The following is a 21822-nucleotide window of genomic DNA, read 5'->3' as shown; positions in this document are numbered from 1 at the left end:
CGCAGAGCGCCCGGCCAATTGTGAAAAATTCGTTAACTAACTGAACCGTACGACTTTCTTCGCCCGGAATGATCTGACACACTAATGCGAATAATTCCTACACGCACTCGCACCGGATTCGTTTTCGTATCATTTGGGGAAGCAGATTGATGTCGTTTCGCACCATTCACCGCCGCTCAAACCGTTCACCTAACCTGTTGGCGCTCGCCATCTGCATGGCCAGCATCGCGCCGGCATTGGCCGACGAGACAACGCCCGCCACGCCTGAAAAAACCGCGCCGACCACGCTGGAACTGGATGCGACGGAAATCGGCGCCACACAGATGAGCAGTACCACCGAAGACACCCAGTCCTATACCACTGGTCCGATGCGGACGGCGACCAAGCTGTCGCTGACCATGCGCGAAACGCCTCAGGCAGTGACGGTGATCACCCGTCAGCGCATGGACGACCAGAACATGACCAGCATCAACGATGTGGTGAAAGGCACACCGGGACTGTTTCTCAGCCAGACCAGCGGCCCGGGGCGGCAGACTTACAAGGCGCGCGGCTTCGACATCGACAACATCATGTACGACGGCCTGCCCAGCGCGTACTCGCCTTACTCCATGGCAGTGCAACCAAACCTGGCGATGTTCGACCGTGTCGAAATCGTCCGCGGTGCAACCGGGCTGGTCACCGGTGCCGGCAACCCGTCGGCAGCGATCAACATGGTGCGCAAACGTCCGACCGCCGATCAGCGCGTGACGCTCACCGGCGCGGCCGGCAGTTGGGACGACTACCGTGGCGAAATCGACGCCTCCAGCCCGCTGAACGACAGCGGCACCTTACGCGGTCGAGTGGTCAGTTCCTATCAAGGCGCCGACAGCTTTCGCGACAAGGAAGAGAACGATCATGGCTTGTTCTACGCCATCGGTGAAGCCGACTTGAGCGACAGCACCACCGCGACCCTCGGTTTCTCCCGGCAGAATGAACAGACCAACTATTTCTGGGGCGGTCTGCCGCTGGGCACCAATGGCCACCACCTCGATCTGCCCCGCTCCACCTACCCGGGCACCGATTGGGAAAACCGCAAGCTGCAAATCGACACCGTGTTCGGTGAAGTGGAGCATCGTTTCGACAACGACTGGAAACTTCACGTCGCCGGCTCCTCGTCGACCCTTGACGGCGAGTTCTCCGGAACTTACCTGTCGCGTTACGCCGGCCCGCTGGAAACCACCGCCTATCAATCCCATCACACCGACAAGCAGCGTGCGTTCGACGGCTTCGCCAGTGGCCCGTTCGAGGCGTTCGGACGTACCCACGAACTGGTCGTTGGCGCGAGCAACCGTGTGTATGACGCGACCACCAAAGAGTACGACCCGTACACCACCGCCTGGCCGATCGGCGCGCCAAAGCCCGACTTCGTCCGTGATGGCAAAACCCGCAGCGTCACCACCCAGGACGCCGTGTACCTGACCACCCGGCTGAGCCTGGCCGATCCGCTGACGCTGATTCTCGGTGGCCGGCTCGATTGGTACGACTACGATGACCGCACTGCCGATGGCGACTACAAAGTCACGCGCAACCTCACCCGCTATGCCGGCCTGATCTACAAACTCGACGACCACCACTCGGTGTACGCCAGCTACACCGACATCTTCACACCGCAAACCCAAAAGGATCTCGGCGGCAAGGTGCTCGAGCCGATCGTCGGTGAAAACTACGAAGTGGGCATCAAGGGCGAGTACTTCAACGGCGCCCTCAACGCCAGCCTGGCGGTGTTCCAGATGGACCAGACCGGCCGCGCTACCCAGGCCGACACTCAGTTCGGCTGCCCGGTCCTGACCTGCTACAACTCATCGGGCAAAGTGCGCAGCCAAGGCGTCGACATGGAACTGCAAGGCGCTCTGACCGAGAACTGGCAGGTCGGTGCCGGCTACACCTACACCCGTGCGCACTACATCAAGGACGAGAACCCGGCGAACAACAATCAGCGTTTCGATACCGACACGCCAGAGCATCTGTTCAAAGTCTCCACCGTGTACCGCTTCCAGGGTCCGCTGCAACACCTGCGCGTAGGTGGCAACGTCTACTGGCAGAGCCGCATGTACAACGATGTCGCCCTGGCCAATAACGGCAGCTACCGCCTCGAACAGGGTGGCTACGCGGTCACCGACTTGATGGCTGGGTACGAGGTCAACAAACATCTGGATCTGCAGGTTAACGCGAACAATATCTTTGACCGCGTCTACTACTCCGCGATTGGCTCCAATGTCACGTGGGGTTCCAACGACAACTACGGCAACCCGCGCAGCTACATGCTGACGGCCAAGTACAAGTTCTGAGTCGTTGACGTTCGAACCAGCGATAAAAAAGGGCGCCCGGGAAATCCGTGGCGCCCTTGTTCTTTGTGGCTAGCGCATTGGTCATGTTCGGCAATAACAGATAGTCTCTGAGCGAACTCTTCACGAAGCATCACACCATGACCAATCCGGCATTTACCCCCGACATCGACGCGATCCGCAGCATTGACGCGGTGCCGGTCATCCTGAGCATGGTCAAACACCTCACCGGCATGCGTTTCGCCGCGGTGGCACGAGTCACTGAAAGCAACTGGGTGGCGTGTGCTGTCGATGACTCGATTGATTTCGGGCTCAAACCCGGTGGCGAACTGGTGCTCGAATCAACCATCTGCCACGAGATCCGCCAGCATCAACAGCCGGTGATCTTCGGTCACGCCAGCGCGCACCCGGTCTTTTCGCTTCACCACACGCCGAAAACCTATGGGCTGGAAAGCTATATCTCCATTCCCATCGTCAAAGCCAACGGTGACTTCTTCGGCACCCTCTGCGCCATTGACTCCGTGCCGGCCAACCTCGACGAACCGGCCATCGCCAAGACACTGACCCTTTTCGCCCAACTGATCGCCATGAGCCTCGACACACAAAGCCGCTTGGAAGCGACCAAAGCCGAACTCAACAACGCCAATGAACTCGGACGCCTGCGCGAACAATTCATCGCGGTACTCGGGCATGACCTGCGCACACCACTCAGCGCCGTGCGCATGAGCGCCGACCTGCTGCAAAGCAAAACCGAAGACAAACGCTCGCTCAACCTGATTGCGGCGATTCGCAACAGTTCGGTGCGCATGGGTGTGTTGATCGAAAACATCCTCGACTTTGCCCGAGGACGACTGGGCGGCGGGATTCCGGTGCAACGCAAGTTGGTGGATGACTTGCAGCACACCCTGCAATTGACCCTGGCCGAGGTGCAAGCCTCCCATCCGCAAGCGGTGTTTATCCATGAACTGGATGTGCCGGCAGGCGTCTATTGCGATGCGCTGCGCATCAGCCAATTGCTCTCCAATCTGCTGGGCAACGCCGCGACCCATGGCTCGAACAGCGCGCCGATCGTTCTCAAAGCCTATGCGGAAAATGACGAGATCGTGATTTCCCTGACCAATCAGGGCACGCCGATTTCGGCGCAACTGATGCCACTGCTGTTCGAACCGTTCTCCCGAGCCGAAGCCGGGCAGCGTTGCGAAGGTTTGGGGTTGGGACTTTATATCGCGTCGCAGATAGCGACAGCACACAACGGCACGCTAAGCGTATCCTCAAGCGCCGAGTCGGGAACCTGCTTTGTGGCGAGATTCCCGGCCCGGTTCAAATGGGTTTAAGCCGCCTGCCGACGCATCGTCAGAATCGCCGCACCAAAACCGATAAAGGTCGAACCGACCACACGACTGACCCAACGGGACAAGGCCGGACGGGTCAGCACACCCTTCGCACGCGCGGCGAGCGCGGCGTAAACGCACAGTGAAGACACCGACAACGCCATGAAGATCGAAGTCAGGATCAGAAACTGCGGCAGCAGCGTCGCGCCCTGATCAATGAACTGGGGAAACAACGCAGTAAAAAACATCGTCGCCTTGGGGTTGGTGACCGCCGTCAAAAAGGCCGATTTATACAACTTGCCGCGAGTCGGCCGCACCTTGCTCGCCTCCCCCTCAGTCCCTTCCGGCAACATCGGCCCCTTTTTGAACAACTGCCTGACCCCGAGGTAGAACAGATACCCCGCACCGATGATCTTCACCGCGTTGAACAGAATTTCGGAACTGGCCAACAACGCCCCCAACCCCAACATCGCCGCTGCCGACAGACAAAACAGCCCACTGGCATTGCCCAGCGACGACCAGATCGTACTGCGCTGCCCGTGAGCAAGGCTATTGTTGATCGCCATCAGCGTCGCCGGCCCCGGACTGGCGATGGCAATTGCGGCGACCAGAGTGAAGGTCAATATCGAGTGAGAATCCATTTTCGCTGCTCGTATGATTGAAGTAGCCGCATGTTACAACAACCGGCCACATAGCCCAGATCAAAAGCCCCTCACCCTAGCCCTCTCCCGGAGGGAGAAGGAACTGACCGAGGTGAGGGCGAGAGATACACCGACATGAAATACCGAGCCGCACTCGAATTCGGAGCAAATCAAAAGCCCCTCACCCTAGCCCTCTCCCGGAGGGAGAGGGAACTGACCGAGGTGATGGCGAGAGATACAGCGACATGAAATACCGAGCCGCACTCGAATTCGGAGCAAATCAAAAGCCCCTCACCCTAGCCCTCTCCCGGAGGGAGAGGGAACTGACCGAGGTGATGGCGAGAGATACAGCGACATGAAATACCGAGCCGCACTCGAATTCGGAGCAAATCAAAAGCCCCTCACCCTAGCCCTCTCCCGGAGGGAGAGGGAACTGACCGAGGTGATGGCGAGAGATACAGCGACATGAAATACCGAGCCGCACTCGAATTCGGAGCAAATCAAAAGCCCCTCACCCTAGCCCTCTCCCGGAGGGAGAGGGAACTGACCGAGGTGATTGCGAGAAATACAGCGATATGAAATACCGAGTTGAACTCAATACTGCACCAGATCAAAAGCCCCTCACCCTAGCCCTCTCCCGGAGGGAGAGGGAACTGACCGAGGTGATTGCGAGAGATACACCGACATGAAATACCGAGCCGCACTCGAATTCGGAAGCAAATCAAAAGCCCCTCACCCTAGCCCTCTCCCGGAGGGAGAGGGAACTGAGCGAGGTGATGGCGAGAGATACAGCGACATGAAATACCGAGCCGCACTCAAATTCGGAGCAAATCAAAAACTACACCCTCCCCGCTCCTCACCACTCAACAGGATGAGCGTTAGCTCGGCTGAAGCTTTTGATCTTGCCGTGCTGGCCCCTTCGGCAGGCTGAGTGGAGGGATTTATCCGGGGGTGGGAGCGTAGCGACCGTTCGACGAAGTCGAATGCATCGAGAGGAGGTGCAGCGAAGCAAACAGTAGGCGATGCCCCCGGATAGATCCCGTAACGAAGGAACCCGAGCCACGGCGAGGGCCGAACGCCGGGGCCCAGACCTTTGGTTCCTTTGGGGCGTTTGCCAAAGGGACTCGCTGTAAGAGCGAAACCGCCAGCGGCAACACCCGCAGCAACGGATATTCACCCAAAACCCAATAGCATGGTCGGCCCAAAGCCCGCCAAGCCCAAACAAAAAAAAACCCCACAACCCCATAAGGCCGCGAGGCAAAAAATTGGTTGGTTGCGGCCAACCAAAGGAGCTCAGTCAAATACGTACAAAAGCCAAAATCAGATGCAATCCTGCGCAGCCCGCTCAAAACTCGAAGGCAAAAGATTCGAAGCCAACAAATGCCGCTCGTAGATAAACACCTTGCCGCCATTACCTGCCTTGTACGCCTCCAACACGTTGTCAGCAGAAATCTTGCTCGGCACCACAATCCGGTAACTGCGCTGAGTCTGCGAAACCGTCGGGGTCAACGCACTGCCCTGCAACTTCGGCACAACACAGTCGGCGTACTGCGCAGGCGTCTTGCTGGTCTGCAGAGTAAGGCTCGGATTATTCGGCGCCGAAGCACAACCGGCGAGCAACAAAGAGGCAACGGCCAAAGCAGGCACAAAGAAAAGACGCATCGGTGTCATCCTGAAAATAAAGGTTCGGTTCAACCGGCAACGGTTCAGCCTCACGGAGCCGCCGTCGCCATTTATGTTTTAAGTAATCAGCTCGACGCCACCAGCGCCTTGAGCGACACATCGAATTGCTGCAACGCGTGGAGTTGCAGGTCACGCTGCTTATCGATCTGCGCAGCGATTGCGGTTGCTGCCTGGTTATGCACCCACACCGAAGGCAACTGCTTCTCGACAGCGCCTTCAGCCTTGCCGATGTATTGCAGGTCGGCGTCGTAGAAACGTGCGGTGAAACGCGCTTCGACCAGGCTGTTTTGCTGCGTCAGCAAACGATTGAAGGTGTCGAGCTTCACCACGATGTCCGGATGCGCCTGTACCAACGCATCAAGGTTGTCGTAAACCGTCACGGACAAGAACTGCTGTTGCAGCGAACTCACCAGCCAGTCGATGGCCAGTTCCGGATCAGAACTGCTGACAAAGGCTTCACGAATCCGCGAATCCAGCGCATCTTTAGCGCCACTGACCGCCATGTCGTGGTAACGCTCAAGGTATTGCAGGTTGTCCAGGGTATTCTCGCTGAGCAACACACCCACGGTTTGCGAGTGCTGCAACGTGGCGCTGCTGCCCGTGATGGTCTGGAAATGACACGACCCGGCGTCGGCTGCGTAAGTCGGGGCTGTGAACAGTGCGCCGCCTGTCAGCAAGGCGACCAAAGCCAGTCGGGTCAATGTGTTCATCGCGCAAATTCCTTGAGCTGCGTATTCGATGGAAGTGATTTTCCGCCGATCGCCGACAAAGCAGAACTTGCGTTTCGTGATGGTCACTATTACTTCTAGCAATAGTTGCGCGACGTACAGACTGGTACACACTCAACTACAACGAGAAAAACATGAAATGAGGAGTTCGCCTTGAGAACGTTTGACCTGATCCGTGACGCCGTTCTGCCCGATTTCCGCGAGCGTGTGGCCGAGTATCTGGTTCAGTACGAAAGCGTATTGCTGAACGAAGGCATCACCGACCCGCAGCTCATCATCGACACCGCCAATCAGTTGCGCGGTTACCTGCGCGGGCTCAACACCACGCGCGTGCTGGGCATGGCCTACTGGGAGGAACTGGATCGTCGAGTCGTCGACACCTGGCTCACGCCCAAGTAATGACCGAACGGCATGTGGTCAGGGTGGCGGCTGACGACTGCGCCCTCCCGTAGCCAATGGTCTGCGCGGCAATAAGGCCTCTGCGAAAAAACCGCCCGAACGCTTACAATCGCCGGTCTAATTGCCAATCAGACAGGCTCATCAAGAAATGCCGCTCGACCCACCTACGATGTTGACCATTTCCATCGCCCTCGCAGCCGCTGCCGCGCTGTATCTGGCGATCGAATGGCGCAGCATTCGTGAGCCTTCGCTACTGTTCTGGAGCGCCGGTTTCGCCACCATCACCGTCGGCTCCACCCTGGCCCTGCTGCGCAGCAGCGGCTTTTTGCTGATCGGCATCTGGTTCGCCAACGGCTTGCTGGTGACCGCGCACTTCCTGTTCCTGCTCGGCGTAGCGCGCTTCACCCAGATACGGTTGTCGCCGGCCTGGTACCTGATCTTTGTCACTTGGCTGATCATGCTGTTGCTGCCGGACGGGCCACTGTGGTCGAAGGTCATGCTGGCGGCCAATTCGTTGCTGGTGGCGCTGGCGACCCTCAAGGCCAGCTCACTGCTGCGCCCCCATGGCAAATCGTTGAGCGTCGGCGCGGTGCAATTGCGCTATGTGCTGCTCGGTCACGGAATTTTCTACGTAGCCAAAGCCCTGACGGTGGTGATCCCCGGGACGTTGATCGATCTCGCGGCGTTTCGTGGCGAGATCATCCAGATTTCTCTGGTTGAAGGCGCGATGGCGATCATGTTGATCGCCCTGTCGATGACCGGCACCGAACGCTATCGCCGGGAAAAACAGATCGCCCGCCTCGCCGAGCGCGACCCACTGACCGCCCTGTACAACCGCCGCGCTCTGGAAAAACGCGCGCCGCGCCTGCTCGAACAGGTTTCGCCGGAGCATCCCGGCGCCCTGCTGCTGATCGACATCGACAACTTCAAACTGGTCAACGACCAGTACGGTCACACCGCCGGCGATCGTTTGCTGATCGCGTTGAGCGAGATGATCCGCTCGGTGCTGCCGCGCAATGCGCTGACAGCGCGTCTGGGCGGTGATGAGTTTGTCATCCTCCTCAACAGCGCATCGAGTGAGCGCGTCATGGAACTGGGCAACACATTGCGCGAGCAGTTTCTCAGCACCACTTCGCAGACATTCCCCACCACCGCTGCCGTGACCCTGAGCATCGGCGCCAGCCTGTTCGACAACCCGCCGGCCAACCTCACCGCTCTGATAGAACAAGGCGATGCCGCCCTCTACGAATCGAAACGCGGCGGACGCAATCGCCTGCGCCTGACCGGACTCACCACTCCAGGATAATAAAAACCATGTCCAGCCTCGTTACCCCTCTGCAAGACCTCGCCGCGCCAGAAGGCGTTTGCTACGGCTGCGGCGGCCGCAACCCCCACGGCCTGCACGTCAAAAGCCACTGGCATGAAGACGGCGAGCACGTGATCGCCGAACATCTGCCGGAGGCCAAGTACTGCGGCTGGCCAGATCTGGTCTACGGGGGCCTGATCGCCATGCTGGTCGACTGCCATTCAAACTGGACGGCCATGGCCTACCACTACCGCGCCGAAAACCGCGAACCCCGCAGCCTGCCGCGCATCGACTGCGTCACTGGCAACCTTGGCATCAAATTCATCAAGCCGACGCCGATGGGCGTGACGCTGGTTTTGCGGGCAAAGGTCGAGGGTGAAGTTGGGCGCAAGACGCGGGTTATCTGTGAGGTGTATGCCGGGGATGTGCTGACGGCAGTGGGTGATTCGGTGTTTGTGCGGGTCGATACCGGGCAACTGGCGGATTCGGCGCATGGGCGAAAAAGCAAAAGCCCCTCACCCTAACCCTCTCCCAGAGGGAGAGGGGACTGACCGAGTTGTTTGGTTGAAATACGCCGACTTGAGATATCGAGTCGAACTCGGGTTTTGAAAAGCTCACAGATCAGCTCCCTCTCCTAGGGGAGAGGGCTGGGGTGAGGGGTGAATCCACCGCCAAACTCAATGTGAAACAGCCTTAGCCCTGCTTCACATTCGCCCGCGCCGTGTGCAACTTCTTATAGCTCTCAATCAAGCGCAAATGCCGATCCAGCCCTTCCAGCTTCATGCTGGTCGGCGTCAGACCGTAGAAGCGCACACTGCCGTTGACCGAGCCAATCGCCGCATCCATCCGCTCATCGCCGAACATGCGACGGAAGTTGGCTTCGTAATCTTCCAGCTGCAGATCCTCGTCCAGTTCCATCTCCAGCACGACGTTGACCGCTTGATAGAACAAGCCGCGCTCAACGGTGTTGTCGTTGTATTGCAGGAAAGCTTCAACCAGATCCTTGGCCTGCTCGTACTTCTGCAGCGCGAGGCAGATCAGCAGGCGCAGTTCCAGAATGGTCAGCTTGCCCCACGGCGTGTTGTCGTCGAACTCGACGCCGATCAGCGTGGTGATTTCGGTGTAATCGTCCTGCTCGCTGTTTTCCAGACCTTGTGCAAGGTTGCGCAGGCCGACCTTGCTGAGGTTGTGCAGGTTGAGAATGTCGGCGCGGAATTGCAGGGCTTTGTTGGTGTTGTCCCAGATCAGGTCTTCGACCGGGTAGATCTCCGAGTAATCCGGCACCAGAATCCGGCAGGCCTTGGCGCCGATGTGCTCGTAGACCGCCATGTAGACTTCCTTGCCCATGTCTTCGAGGATGCCGAACAGCGTCGCGGCCTCTTCGGCGTTGGAGTTTTCGCCATCGCCTGAGAAGTCCCACTCGACGAATTCGAAGTCCGGTTTGGCACTGAAGAAACGCCACGACACCACACCGCTGGAGTCGATAAAGTGCTCGACGAAGTTGTTCGGTTCAGTGACGGCCTGACCGGAGAAGGTCGGCTGCGGCAAGTCGTTGAGGCCTTCGAAACTGCGGCCCTGCAACAGTTCGGTGAGGCTGCGTTCCAGCGCCACTTCCAGGCTCGGGTGCGCGCCGAACGAGGCGAACACGCCGCCGGTGCGCGGGTTCATCAGGGTCACGCACATCACCGGGAATTCACCGCCCAGCGAGGCGTCCTTGACCAGCACCGGGAAGCCCTGCTCTTCCAGACCTTTGATGCCGGCGAGGATGCTCGGGTATTTTTCCAGGACTTCCTGCGGCACGTCCGGCAGGGCCATTTCGCCTTCGAGGATTTCGCGCTTGACCGCGCGTTCGAAGATTTCCGACAGGCACTGCACCTGCGCTTCGGCGAGGGTGTTGCCGGCGCTCATGCCGTTGCTGAGGTAAAGGTTTTCAATCAGGTTGGACGGGAAGTACACCACTTCATTGTCGGACTGCCGCACAAACGGCAGCGAGCAGATGCCGCGCTGGGTGTTGCCGGAGTTGGTGTCGAACAGGTTCGAACCGCGCAACTCGCCATCACGGTTGTAAATCTTCCGGGTGTAGTCGTCGAGAATCTCGCTCGGCAACTCATCTTTCGGACCTGGTTTGAACCACTGTTCGTCCGGGTAGTGGACGAATTCGGCGTTGGCGATTTCTTCGCCCCAGAACTGGTCGTTGTAGAAGAAGTTGCAATTCAGGCGCTCAATGAATTCGCCCAGTGCCGAGGCCAGCGCGCCTTCTTTGGTCGCGCCCTTGCCGTTGGTGAAACACATTGGCGAATGGGCATCGCGGATATGCAGCGACCAGACGTTGGGCACAATATTGCGCCACGAAGCGATTTCGATCTTCATCCCCAGGTCGGCCAGAATGCCCGACATGTTGGCGATGGTCTGCTCCAGCGGCAGGTCTTTGCCGGCGATGAAGGTGCCTGCGTCCGAACCGGCCACCGGCATCAACAGCGCCTGAGCATCGGCGTCGAGATTCTCGACTTCCTCGATGATGAATTCCGGACCGGTCTGCACGACCTTCTTCACCGTGCAGCGATCGATGGAACGCAGGATGCCCAGGCGATCTTTCTCGGAGATGTCCGCCGGCAACTCGACCTGGATCTTGAAGATCTGGTTGTAGCGGTTTTCCGGGTCGACGATGTTGTTTTGCGACAGGCGAATGTTTTCAGTCGGAATGTTGCGGGTGTCGCAGTACAACTTCACAAAGTACGCCGCACACAACGCCGACGATGCCAGAAAGTAGTCGAACGGCCCCGGTGCCGAGCCATCGCCCTTGTAGCGGATGGGCTGATCGGCGATCACCGTGAAGTCGTCGAACTTGGCTTCAAGTCGAAGGTTGTCGAGAAAGTTGACCTTGATTTCCATGCGGGATTACCAGAATACGGCTAAACGAATGGCGGCCATTATCCGGTTTTTGCGCGGGAAGTCTTGCCCTTTCGGGATTGGCCGCTGATCGGCGTCCTGCACTTGGGAAGACAAATCACGCGGGGTTCACTACGCTTTCAGAGCAGTCGCCGAGAACAATCTGAACATTGCGCCCACGCCGTGGTTCTAGATTCAGAAGACAGCGGATCAAGGACGAGCACATGGACCTTTCCAGCTATGCAGCCCCGCTTCCACCGCGCCAGAGCGCCGTCACTCGCCGCCTGGCCTTCGCGGTCGGAGCGCTGTTCGTCAGTGGCGTGATTGCGGCGGCAGTCGCTTTGCTGGGTATCGCCGAGCGCCTGGACAGCGAAGAGGTCACCAAAACCCGCTTTTACTCGGCTCGCGCGCTGGAAAACCGCATCACGGCCTCGAAAAACTACATCACCAGCTACGCCTACTGGACCACCGCCTACGAGCATTTGAGCGGTCAGGTCGACACGAATTGGGCCTACACCGAGCAGAACCTCGGCAAAACCCTGTTCACCAGTGACGGCTATGACGGCGTGTTCGTGCTGAACCGCGAAGGCACCCGTTACGCGGTGGTGCGCGGGCAAATGGTCGATGCCGAGCTGTCCGCGTTCGTTCAGGTAAGCGCCACGGAGTTACTGGATCAAGTGTTGGGCCAAGGTGATCTGACCAAGCCAGTCAGCCGCTATTCACTGTTCGAAGGCTGGCCGGCGCTGGTGTCGGCGGCGACGATCATTCCCAACGATGAACGACCACTCGGCGATCCGCAGACTTCTTCGGTGCTGGTGTTCGTCGACAAACTCACACCGACCAAATTGCGTCTGATTGGCAGCGGTTACGGCTTGAACAACCTGACTCTGGCGCCGGACGAGACGATCGACCCGCAGCGCCCTCGGGTGCCGCTGGACAGCACCGGTTACAGTCTGGTCGCTGATCTGGAGCGACCCGGGCAACATTTATTGTGGTCCTTGCTGCCGCCACTCGGCGCGACGATTGTGGTGCTGATGCTGCTGACCGCGTACTTCTTCCGTCACGCCTTGCGTTCATCGCAGTACGTCGACCAGAGTTTCGCCGTCATGCAAACCTCCAATCAGGCGCTGGAAAACGCCAACCGTGAGCTCGAAGCGAGCGAAGAACGCTTTCGCGCGGTGGCCGAAGCCGCGTCGGACTGGATCTGGGAGGTCGATCGCGCCCTGGCGCTGACGTATCTGTCGGCGCGCTTCAGCGAAGTGACCGGTTACCCGCAAACCTTGTGGCTGGGGCAAGACATCGGCCACCTGTTGAATTGCGACACCACGCCACTGGAACTGTGGCTGAAAAACCTCACCGAGGAGAACAGCGCCAGTGACTTGCGTTGCACCTACCGTGACCACTCCGGCCAGCAGCGCCACTGCCGGCTGTCCGCGCGGCCGATCTTCGACAAGCACACGGTCATCGGCTATCGCGGCACCGCCAGCGACATCACCGACGAAGTCGCCGCTCATGCGCAGATTCAGCATCTGTCGATGCACGACGCCCTCACCGGCCTGCCCAACCGCAACAAGCTTGCGCGTTATCTGGATGAAGCGCTGCTGCTCAAGGAACACGCGCCACCGCTGTCGCTGCTGATGATCGACCTCGATAACTTCAAACCGATCAACGATTCGCTCGGCCACCCGGCCGGTGACGCCGTGCTGCAGGAAGTCGCCGTGCGCCTGCGTGAGTGCACCCGCGAACACGACATCGTCGCGCGTCTGGGCGGCGACGAATTCATCGTGGTGCTTAACGGTATGGACAGTCCGCACGAAATCGACAAATTCTGCACCCGCCTGATCGGCAGCCTGCATCAACCGGTGGTCTTCGAACACCATCCGCTGCACATCGGCGCCAGCATCGGCATCGCACTCAGCCGGCGCCACGGTTACTTGCCCAGCGATCTGATCCGTTACGCCGACATCGCCCTCTATCAGGCCAAATCCGAAGGCAAGAACACCTGGTGCTATTTCGAAGCGCACATGAGCGATCAGATCCAGACCCGCCGGCAAATGGAAGACGACCTGCGCCACGCGCTCAAGCACAACGAGTTCATCCTGCACTATCAGCCGCGCTACAAGGTCGATGGCAAACACATTGTTTCGGTCGAGGCGCTGGTGCGCTGGCAGCATCCGACCAAGGGATTGCTTGGCCCGGACTTGTTCATCCCGTTGGCGGAGCAGACCGACCTGATCGTCCCGCTCGGTCGCTGGGTGTTGCGCGAAGCCTGCGAAACCGCACTGGGCTGGCCGGAAGACATCCTGCTGTCGGTGAATCTGTCGCCCGCGCAGTTTGCCGTCAGCGATGTGGTCGAGGATGTTCGCGAAGTGCTGGTGCAAACCCGCTTCCCAGCCAGTCGCCTGGAACTGGAGATAACCGAAAACGTGATGCTCAACGACACCGACGGCGCCCTGACCACCATGAATGCCCTGAAAGAACTCGGCGTGCGCCTGAACATGGACGACTTCGGCACCGGCTACTCGTCCCTCGGTTACCTGCGCGCTTATCCTTTTGACGGGATCAAGATCGACAAGCGCTTCATCGCCTCGATCAGCAGCGGCACCAATGATCGCGCGGTGGTGCAGGCGATCATCGGCCTGGGCAAAGCCATGGGCCTGACCGTGACTGCCGAAGGGGTCGAGACCGAAGAGCAACTGGATATTCTCGGGGTCGATCAATGCAATGAGGTGCAGGGTTACTTCATGAGTCGGCCGATCGACAAAGTGGCGTTTGCGCGGCTTTTGCGCGACTCCAGAGGCGCGCAACAGAAGCTGAAGAAAGGCCGGGTGATCTGAGCGTTTTGAGATCTCCGCGCACTGATTAGCTGTGTGTTCGTCCCGGGTCACCGGTAAACACATTGCCCGCATCGCGCACCAACTGCCGCCACTCGGCGCTGGTGATCAGCCCCTGTTCCTCCATTTCATCGGCGGCCTTGAGCAGTTCGTCGTACTGTTGTTCCGGGTCCAGACGCATCTGCGCTTGCGTCGCCAGTTTGCGCCATGCCGCCAGTTTTTCTCGTTTACGCTGATCGAACATCGGGGATGATCTCGTGGGGGACGTCCTCCATAGAAAGACATGAGCCCCCAGTGGTTCAGCGTAATCGACGGATGGACTGCTCACTTCAAAGGGGTAGTACTTGTCAGCAATGCAGGAAACTCCACCAACCCCTGTGGGAGCGAGCCTGCTCGCGAAAGCGGATTGTCTGTCCCGAAAATATTGGCTGACCCACCGCCATCGCTTGCAGGCAAGCTCCCACAGAGATTGGGGTGGTTTGTCAGAACTTCCCGGCCACGCGCCGGTACGGATAATCCGGATCGCGGTACTTGCCCGGCTTCTGCCGTTTGGGTAATTCGACCTTGTCGCGCTTCACATCCTCATACGGAATACGACTGAGCACATCGGTGATGATGTTCAGCCGTGCGCGGCGCTTGTCGTTGGAGTCGGCCACCAGCCACGGCGCGTGTTCGGTATCGGAGTGTTTGAACATTTCGTCCCGCGCCCGTGAGTAGTCGTACCAGCGGCTGTAGGACTTAAGGTCCATGGGTGTCAGTTTCCAGGTCTTGCGCCCGTCGTTGATGCGCGCTTCAAGTCGACGGGTCTGCTCTTCGGGGCTGACTTCCAGCCAGTACTTGAGCAGGATCACCCCGGACTGAACGATGGCGTGTTCGACCAAGGGAATCGATTTGAGGAATTTGTCCGCCTGCTCGTCGGTGCAGAAGCCCATCACCCGCTCGACACCGGCGCGGTTGTACCAACTGCGATCGAAGATCACCACTTCACCGGCCGCCGGTAGATAAGGCAGATAACGCTGCACATGCATCTGGCTTTTCTCGCGATCGGTCGGCGCCGGCAGCGCCACCACGCGAAAGACACGCGGGCTGACGCGCTCGGTCAATGCCTTGATGGTCCCGCCCTTGCCAGCGCCGTCGCGGCCTTCGAAAACGATGCAGACCTTGACGCCCTTGGCGATCACCCATTCCTGCAACTTGACCAGTTCGACGTGCAGTTTGCGCAAATGCTCGAGGTATTCCTTGTTTTTCAGCTTCAGACTTTCAGGCGCCGTGGCGGCCTTCTTTTTGCCTTTTGCCATGACCTTGGCCTCTCTCCAATAAATGCAGAAACAGAGTGTTGATTGACGGGACAAACCAGACACGTGAGGTTAGTTCATGACGTGCCGTTTGCCATGACCGGGCAAAAAGCAAAATTGCCATGTGTTTCCTTCGTTCTTTCTTGCGTCGCACTGTTCATTGCCCTGCCCTTGTCTGCCTGGAGTTTTCTCGATGCCCGCGTCCAAATCCCTGCCCACCGCCCTGCTCGGCCTGGCCCTCGCCTGCCCGGCAATGGCCGAGACTCAAGGTCTGGAACTGGGGCAAGTGCTGATTTCGGCCGAGGATCGCAACGGCAGTGATGTCTCTGTTGAGGAAGCCAAGGCCCGCCTCGATCAGGTGCCCGGCGGCACCAACGTCGTCGACATGCGCCAACCGCTGCAGGGCCGCGTGGCGAGCAATCAGGATGTGCTGGCGTATCAACCTGGGGTTTATGCACAGTCGGCGGGCAACGAAGGCGTGAAAATCTCGGTCCGTGGCTCGGGCATCAACCGCGCGCCGGGCGCCCACGCCTCGGGGCTGTACACCATGCTCGATGGCCTGCCGCTGACTGGCCCGGGTGGCACGCCGTATGAATTGCTCGAACCGCTGTGGGTCGATCACGTTGAAGTGCTGCGCGGCGCCAACGGTTTTGATCGCGGTTCGCTGGCGCTGGGTGGCGCCATCGATTACGTCAGCCACACCGGCTACAACGCGCCGAAACTGCAAGTGCGCTACGCCACCGGCAGCCATGGTTATCAGCAGCGTCAGGTCAGCTCCGGGCAAGTGCTCGGCGACTTCGATTACTACGTGTCGCTCACCGATTCCAACGCCGACGGCTATCAGGATCACACCGCCAGCGAAAGCAAAGGTGTGATCGCCAATTTCGGCTATCGCTTCAACCCGAACCTGGAAACGCGCTTCTATATTCGTTACCGCGAGACCGACAACGACCTCGCCGGCCGGGTGACCAAGCACTCCATCGAACACTCGCCGCGGGCGGCCAATCCGTCTTACGTGTCGCGCGATGACAGTCGCAAGCAGCCGGGCAGCACCTTCATCGGCAACAAGACTACTTATTACATCGACGACGATTCGAGCATCCAGACCGGCCTCGTTTACCACGACTACCCGATGGACCTGCGCGAGGGCCCGAACCGCTTGAAGGTCGCCTATACCGACGTCAGCGGCACGTTTGACTACAAACGCCGCGACACGATTTTCGGCATGGAAAGCCACAGCAACGTCGGCCTGCGCGTGACCAAACACCTGCCCAACGATGGCGCCAGCGAGTTCGTGCGCATTCCTTCTGGCAACACCGCCAGCTACGTGCCCGGCACGCGCATGCGCAACTTCACCTATCAGGGTTCGGACACCGTTCTGCACTTGGGCAACGACCTGGAAATTGCCGACGACCTGTGGCTGACTACGGGTCTCGCCGCCATCTACACCCGCCGCGAAAGTGCTGTGACCTACCCGCAGAGCGGCGGCAAAACCAGCATGAACGACTGGGATTACGCGCCGCGCCTCGGCCTGCGTTACCAGATCACCCCGGACCTGCAAGTGTTCGGCAACCTCAGCCGCTCGGTTGAAGCGCCGCACCCGTGGTCGCTGATCTACAGCTCCAACGTGCGCTTTCCGGCTGGCAATGGCGCCGCGAGCGGTACACAGAAAGACCCGATCAAACTGCAGAACCAGACCGCGACCACGCTGGAGCTGGGCGGTCGTGGCGACAGCGTCGTCGGTGAATGGAGTCTGGCGTGGTACTACGCGCAGGTGCGGCATGAACTGCTGTCGGTGTTGCCGGATGCCAATGCCGTCACGCCGTATGAACTTAACGCCAGCCCGACCGTGCACCAAGGCGTGGAAGCCAGCCTCAACAGCAAACTCTGGTCGGCTGATGATGGCCGTCAGTTGAGTTTGCGTCAGGCGTATACCTTCAGCGACTTCCACTATCGCGATGATGATCGTTTTGGCGACAACCGCCTGCCCGGTCTGCCGATGCATTACTACCAGGGCGAATTGCGTTACGACTGGCCGCAGGGGTTCTTTGCGGCAGTGAACACGCAACTGGTGTCCAAGGTAGCGGTGGATTACGCCAACAGTTATTACGCCGATCCTTACGCACTGTTCGGCGCGACGCTGGGCTACAACGCGCCGAAGGGGGACTGGCAGACGTGGGTGGATATGCGCAACCTGACCAACAAACACTACGCGGCAACGGTCACGCCGGGGTATGACGACAAAGGGCTGGATGCGGCGCGGTCTACTCCGGGTGAAGGGATGGGGGTTTATGTCGGGGTGTCGTGGAGCCTGCTCTGACACCTAACCCTGTGGGAGCCAGCCTGCTGGGGAAGGCGGCGTGTCTGTTGCGAAGAAGCTAACTGACCGATCGCTATCGCTTGCAGGCAAGCTCCCACAGTGACCAGTGTTTCACCCCACTCGCATCGACAGCTCAATATCATCCGCAAACGGCACAGACAGATAACCGCTCTGCGGCGCGCGCACGTAAGCCAGGTACTCAGGGCAATAGTCGGTGTTGTCCGCCACCACCAACGCGCCCGGCTTCAGGTGTTTTTCGACCATACTCAACACGTCGCCATACAACGCCTTCGCGCCATCAAGCAGGAGCAGATCGACCGAGTCCGGCAGATCCGTCGCCAGCGTCACCAGTGCATCGCCTTGACGAATCTCCACCAGATCGCTGACACCGCCTTCAACGAAGTGATGCCGCGCCAATTCGATCTTCGAAGGCTCGAACTCACTGCCGATCAGCACACCGCCACCGTTATCGCGCAACGCGGCCGCCAGGTGCAGCGTCGAAAGGCCGAATGAGGTGCCGAACTCGACAATGGCTTTGGCTTGGGTGTTGCGCGCCAGCATGTACAACAGTTTGCCGGTATCGCGGGAGACCGGCAGCCACAGGTCTTTGAGCATTTCATAGAGTTTCAGGTATTCGGTTTTGCTGTGCATCAGGCGTTCGCGTTCTTCGCCAGACACTGTTTGCAGCACCGGGCTGGTGGCAGCGCTGGCTTGGGTGTAGAGGCGTTCGATCAGGCTCGCCAAGGGTTCAGTGGTCAGGGTGGTCATGATTGCTTTCCGTTAGTTGGGGATTAAAATGCGAGTGATTCGTCGCATTTAAATGATGCGAGCGATTCGCTTCTTGCGCTATTCGCATTCCCACGGACGCCCGAGCTGCCCATGACCAACCGCCAGACTGCCCGTATTTCCTCACGCAAACAGCCGCAGCAGGCACGTTCCACCGAGCTGGTGGCGGCGATTCTGCAAGCGGCTATTCAGGTTTTGAGCGAGCATGGGGCCAGCCGTTTCACCACCGCACGGGTCGCAGAAAAGGCCGGTGTGAGCATCGGCTCGCTGTATCAGTATTTCCCCAACAAGGCCGCAATCCTGTTCCGATTGCAGAGCGATGAATGGCTGCACACCACGCAGATGCTGCAGCGGATTCTGCAAGACTTTGAGCAGCCGCCACTCACTCGCCTGCGCACCCTGGTGCAGGCATTCATTCGTTCAGAGTGCGACGAAGCGCAGATGCGCGGCGCACTGAACGACGCCGCCCCGCTCTACCGCAACGCCCCCGAGGCCCACGAAGTGCGCGCGGCCGGGCGGCGGATTTTCGCCACGTTCATGGACGAATTGCTGCCTGAGGTCGGTGAACAAATCCGCACGTCGGCGTGCGATTTGATCCTGACCACGCTCAGTTCGGTGGGGAAAGACTTTTCCAGCAGCCCCCGTACAGAGGAAGAAATCTCGGTATGCGCCGACGGGCTGGCGGATATGTTCAGTGCTTACGTGCTGGCGCTGAATGAGCAGCGTGCACCGCTCACGCGCGCTTCGGCAGCTTCCAGTTCGGGCGAATGAAATGGCAGGTGTAGCCATTCGGAATACGCTCAAGGTAATCCTGATGCTCCGGCTCTGCTTCCCAGAACGGCCCCGCCGGTTCGATTTCGGTCACCACGCGGCCCGGCCATAGTTTTGACGCATCAACATCGGCAGCGGTGTCCTCGGCGATATCACGTTGCGCTTCGCTGAGATAATAAATCGCCGAGCGATAGCTGCGACCGAGGTCATTGCCCTGACGGTTTGACGTGCTCGGGTCGTGGATCTGGAAGAAAAACTCAAGGATCTGTCGGTAGCTGATCACGGCAGGATCGAAGGTGATTTCGATGGCTTCGGCGTGGTCGCCATGGTTGCGATAGGTGGCATTCGGCACGTCGCCGCCGGTGTAACCGACGCGAGTCTGCAACACGCCGGGATAGCGCCGCAGCAGATCCTGCATGCCCCAGAAGCAGCCACCGGCGAGGATGGCGGTTTCGGTTTGAGTGGTCATGGCGTGTCGTTCCTCTTCGGGGTGTTGGGTATAGCGATGGTTATGAGGGCGGGTTGGCGGATTCCAAGGGGCTGAGCCAATACAACTCCATCAAGCACCTGCAGCGGAATAAAAAACGCTCGCAATCAGCGAGCGTTTTGCGAGCCGGGCCACAAGGTCGGACTCACTTACAAACCTACTTGCTTCAAGCCATTACGCATGCCTTGATCCGCCTGTTCGCACCATTCCTTGAGACTGAGCGTCGGCGGCAGGTTACCCTCGAGCTTCTGGTATTCACCGTTCATAAACATCTCACCCTTGCGTCCCTGAGCTTCGATTTTGTCGCCGTCACTTTTGTCCACTGGCCCAGGCATGCCCTTAATAAAGTCGTTCATCTTCTTGGCGTTCTCAGTACTGTCAGCTTTCAAGAATCCCTTGTCGACGCAGTGGTTGATCAAACCAACCGAGTTGCGCCCCATGTCATAGGCATTTTTCAGCGCTGCAGGATCCATCTCTTCCGCATGGGCGAAACTGGCGGTGCCCAGGGCTGCGGTCATGGCGAAGATCAAAGCGGTGTATTTCATGTTTAGTCCTTTAAGGTTTACAGCGGGGGTATTGATTGAATCCAGAATGATTGAGTACCTAGCTGATCACGGCGCCTTTCGGCCCGCTCGCAATCAGCGCAGCACCGCAGGCGGTTTTAATGCCGTCGAGGGCGATGGGCGTGCCATCGACGGTGTAGGTGCTGCTGCCCTCGGCGATCGGAAAAATCCCCTTGCACAACGGGCAACTGACCTTGTGACCAACCCCGGCAATCGGTTTGCCGTTGAGGTCGGTCTGAGAAAAGGCTTCGAGCACCTTGCCACCGTGGGTGGTGGAGTCGCCCAGGCGAATCGCGTCTTTCATGTTGTCACTCCTTTGACTTGTGGTCCGGAAACAATCAGCCCGGCCGTCCCGGCATTGCAAGAAACGCTGCAAAACTTTCCGCTACCTGATCAATTTCACCCGTTTCATGGGACCACAACACAACGACAGGCTCTCCGGTTTGCCCATTTACCGCATAGTTGAAGCAGTAATAGTCGCCTGTGCCAAACTCGGCGAACGGTAGAAGTGCCGAGAAATCGGTGGAGGTATCGGAAAAATTCTCCAACCACTCCTGCCAGTCTTTTTTAAAGTGGTGAACGATCGACTCCCACGTCTTCCGTGGGTCACGAGCGTCACGCACAGGAAATATCGTTAACGCCCCCAAGGACTTTCCGTTATTTGCCAAAAGCCAATCCGAAAAGGATTTTGGCAGTGTTCGGCCGAGTTCCTTTTCTGCCGCTTGAATAGCGTCTGTCGATGTACCGATTACACGTGTCTTGGACATAAATTCTCCGTTACGGCAGCGCCCCTCGTTTAGGCAGACTTAACTTACCCGTTCCAGGAGTATTAATAGGGACAGACTACGATTAATAAACTCCAGCTCACGGCCTGTCTCCATGCCCCCTTAGGGCTTACTCAATCAATGAGCTAGTAGTGGCAAAGAAGCCAATGACAGGCACTCACCCAGACGAGATGATTTAATATGTGAGTGCTGCAGACAAGCATCCTCATATGCAATATTTTCCCCATCAGCAATATCAGACAAATATCTGTCGATCGCGAAAAAATCACAATCCGAGGGGATATCCACTGCAAACAGCGACATTTCCTGACTAACTGAGCACGAGGCACCCAACTGATGAAGATGAGCGATTATTTTACTTCTCTCTTCAGTATCACTGGCAAAGGCAAAAACTCTGACAGTCGAATGGCCACCCTGTTTTGCGACACGCACAGCTATCATCTCATTGCCACTGGACTTTACCTGCACGGAATCTCCCTTACTCACGCCATAAACGTAATAGGGAGTATTGTCTAAGATATGGGTACCATCACCGGCATAGATGCCCCAAATAGACTCAGCGGATACAGGAGGATAACCATCCTCGCCAGGCGTTAACTCAAAGACAATCTTGTGAAAAATTTCGTTCATGTCCATACACTCCGGGTGAGGAGCCGCAGGCAGACTGTGCTTGACTAACA

The 21822-nt window shown here is 58.6% G+C and carries 20 protein-coding genes; 8 read left to right on the top strand and 12 right to left on the bottom strand.

Annotated features, from left to right (window positions below; all coding sequences use genetic code 11):
* The first annotated feature begins 149 nt into the window (after positions 1-149).
* The gene (locus PspR84_RS13475) at positions 150-2327 is read left to right on the top strand and encodes a TonB-dependent siderophore receptor (protein ID WP_160057636.1); all 2178 of its coding nucleotides are present in this window, start codon (positions 150-152) and stop codon (positions 2325-2327) included.
* A 137-nt stretch (positions 2328-2464) separates the two neighbouring features.
* Positions 2465-3658, top strand: a complete 1194-nt coding sequence (locus PspR84_RS13470) for a GAF domain-containing sensor histidine kinase (protein ID WP_160057635.1) — start codon at positions 2465-2467, stop codon at positions 3656-3658.
* Here PspR84_RS13470 and PspR84_RS13465 read toward each other — a convergent pair.
* The 3 genes from PspR84_RS13465 to PspR84_RS13455 form a co-directional block, all read right to left on the bottom strand.
* Complete coding sequence (locus PspR84_RS13465; RefSeq protein ID WP_160057634.1) at positions 3655-4296, bottom strand: LysE family translocator; 642 nt, start codon at positions 4294-4296, stop codon at positions 3655-3657. The genes PspR84_RS13470 and PspR84_RS13465 overlap by 4 nt on opposite strands.
* Before the next feature lie 1320 nt (positions 4297-5616).
* On the bottom strand, positions 5617-5958 hold the full coding sequence (locus tag PspR84_RS13460) for a hypothetical protein (protein ID WP_160057633.1): 342 nt from the start codon (positions 5956-5958) through the stop codon (positions 5617-5619).
* 86 nt (positions 5959-6044) lie between these two features.
* The gene (locus tag PspR84_RS13455; protein ID WP_160057632.1) at positions 6045-6689 is read right to left on the bottom strand and encodes an ATPase; all 645 of its coding nucleotides are present in this window, start codon (positions 6687-6689) and stop codon (positions 6045-6047) included.
* A gap of 171 nt (positions 6690-6860) precedes the next feature.
* Here PspR84_RS13455 and PspR84_RS13450 point away from each other — a divergent pair, with 171 nt between their 5' ends.
* The 3 genes from PspR84_RS13450 to PspR84_RS13440 all read left to right on the top strand — a co-directional run bounded on the left by PspR84_RS13450 (position 6861) and on the right by PspR84_RS13440 (position 8936).
* The gene (locus tag PspR84_RS13450) at positions 6861-7106 is read left to right on the top strand and encodes a hypothetical protein (protein ID WP_160057631.1); all 246 of its coding nucleotides are present in this window, start codon (positions 6861-6863) and stop codon (positions 7104-7106) included.
* Positions 7107-7254: 148 nt separating this feature from the next.
* Positions 7255-8412 carry a GGDEF domain-containing protein gene (locus tag PspR84_RS13445; RefSeq protein WP_160057630.1) on the top strand — a complete coding sequence of 386 codons (1158 nt, stop codon included), beginning with the start codon at positions 7255-7257 and terminating at the stop codon, positions 8410-8412.
* 8 nt (positions 8413-8420) lie between these two features.
* On the top strand, positions 8421-8936 hold the full coding sequence (locus PspR84_RS13440) for a PaaI family thioesterase (protein ID WP_160057629.1): 516 nt from the start codon (positions 8421-8423) through the stop codon (positions 8934-8936).
* A gap of 169 nt (positions 8937-9105) precedes the next feature.
* On the opposite strand, the gene PspR84_RS13435 is transcribed toward PspR84_RS13440, so the two are convergent.
* A complete protein-coding gene (locus tag PspR84_RS13435; protein WP_160057628.1) occupies positions 9106-11304 on the bottom strand; it encodes an OsmC domain/YcaO domain-containing protein in 2199 nt (732 codons plus the stop codon).
* A 221-nt stretch (positions 11305-11525) separates the two neighbouring features.
* On the opposite strand from PspR84_RS13435, the gene PspR84_RS13430 reads away from it, so the two are divergent.
* A complete protein-coding gene (locus PspR84_RS13430) occupies positions 11526-14138 on the top strand; it encodes an EAL domain-containing protein (protein WP_160057627.1) in 2613 nt (870 codons plus the stop codon).
* Between the two features lie 25 nt (positions 14139-14163).
* On the opposite strand, the gene PspR84_RS13425 is transcribed toward PspR84_RS13430, so the two are convergent.
* Positions 14164-14379 (bottom strand): hypothetical protein, encoded by a 216-nt coding sequence (locus PspR84_RS13425; protein WP_160057626.1) that lies wholly within the window; start codon positions 14377-14379, stop codon positions 14164-14166.
* 238 nt (positions 14380-14617) lie between these two features.
* Entirely contained in the window at positions 14618-15433 is an 816-nt protein-coding gene (gene ppk2 / locus PspR84_RS13420) for a polyphosphate kinase 2 (RefSeq protein WP_160057625.1), read from the bottom strand.
* 190 nt (positions 15434-15623) lie between these two features.
* Between ppk2 and PspR84_RS13415 the strand changes: the two genes are divergently transcribed.
* Entirely contained in the window at positions 15624-17750 is a 2127-nt protein-coding gene (locus PspR84_RS13415) for a TonB-dependent receptor (RefSeq protein WP_160057624.1), read from the top strand.
* Between the two features lie 111 nt (positions 17751-17861).
* On the opposite strand, the gene PspR84_RS13410 is transcribed toward PspR84_RS13415, so the two are convergent.
* Complete coding sequence (locus PspR84_RS13410; RefSeq protein ID WP_160057623.1) at positions 17862-18518, bottom strand: class I SAM-dependent methyltransferase; 657 nt, start codon at positions 18516-18518, stop codon at positions 17862-17864.
* A gap of 111 nt (positions 18519-18629) precedes the next feature.
* Between PspR84_RS13410 and PspR84_RS13405 the strand changes: the two genes are divergently transcribed.
* On the top strand, positions 18630-19307 hold the full coding sequence (locus PspR84_RS13405) for a TetR family transcriptional regulator (RefSeq protein WP_160057622.1): 678 nt from the start codon (positions 18630-18632) through the stop codon (positions 19305-19307).
* Here the strand turns inward: PspR84_RS13405 and msrA are convergent.
* The 5 genes from msrA to PspR84_RS13380 all read right to left on the bottom strand — a co-directional run bounded on the left by msrA (position 19270) and on the right by PspR84_RS13380 (position 21772).
* Positions 19270-19776: a peptide-methionine (S)-S-oxide reductase MsrA gene (msrA, locus tag PspR84_RS13400; RefSeq protein ID WP_160057621.1), complete on the bottom strand. Its 507-nt coding sequence runs from the start codon at positions 19774-19776 to the stop codon at positions 19270-19272. The genes PspR84_RS13405 and msrA overlap by 38 nt on opposite strands.
* A gap of 167 nt (positions 19777-19943) precedes the next feature.
* The gene (locus PspR84_RS13395) at positions 19944-20339 is read right to left on the bottom strand and encodes a hypothetical protein (RefSeq protein WP_160057620.1); all 396 of its coding nucleotides are present in this window, start codon (positions 20337-20339) and stop codon (positions 19944-19946) included.
* 58 nt (positions 20340-20397) lie between these two features.
* The gene (locus tag PspR84_RS13390) at positions 20398-20661 is read right to left on the bottom strand and encodes a PAAR domain-containing protein (RefSeq protein WP_160057619.1); all 264 of its coding nucleotides are present in this window, start codon (positions 20659-20661) and stop codon (positions 20398-20400) included.
* Between the two features lie 34 nt (positions 20662-20695).
* Positions 20696-21124, bottom strand: a complete 429-nt coding sequence (locus PspR84_RS13385) for an SMI1/KNR4 family protein (RefSeq protein WP_160057618.1) — start codon at positions 21122-21124, stop codon at positions 20696-20698.
* A gap of 135 nt (positions 21125-21259) precedes the next feature.
* The gene (locus tag PspR84_RS13380) at positions 21260-21772 is read right to left on the bottom strand and encodes a DUF4265 domain-containing protein (RefSeq protein WP_238785272.1); all 513 of its coding nucleotides are present in this window, start codon (positions 21770-21772) and stop codon (positions 21260-21262) included.
* Positions 21773-21822 lie beyond the last annotated feature (50 nt).

The organism is Pseudomonas sp. R84 (assembly GCF_009834515.1).
In the GTDB taxonomy this organism is placed as follows: domain Bacteria; phylum Pseudomonadota; class Gammaproteobacteria; order Pseudomonadales; family Pseudomonadaceae; genus Aquipseudomonas.
Note: the sequence above shows the minus strand (reverse complement) of the source record. Positions and strands in the feature narration are given on the sequence as shown.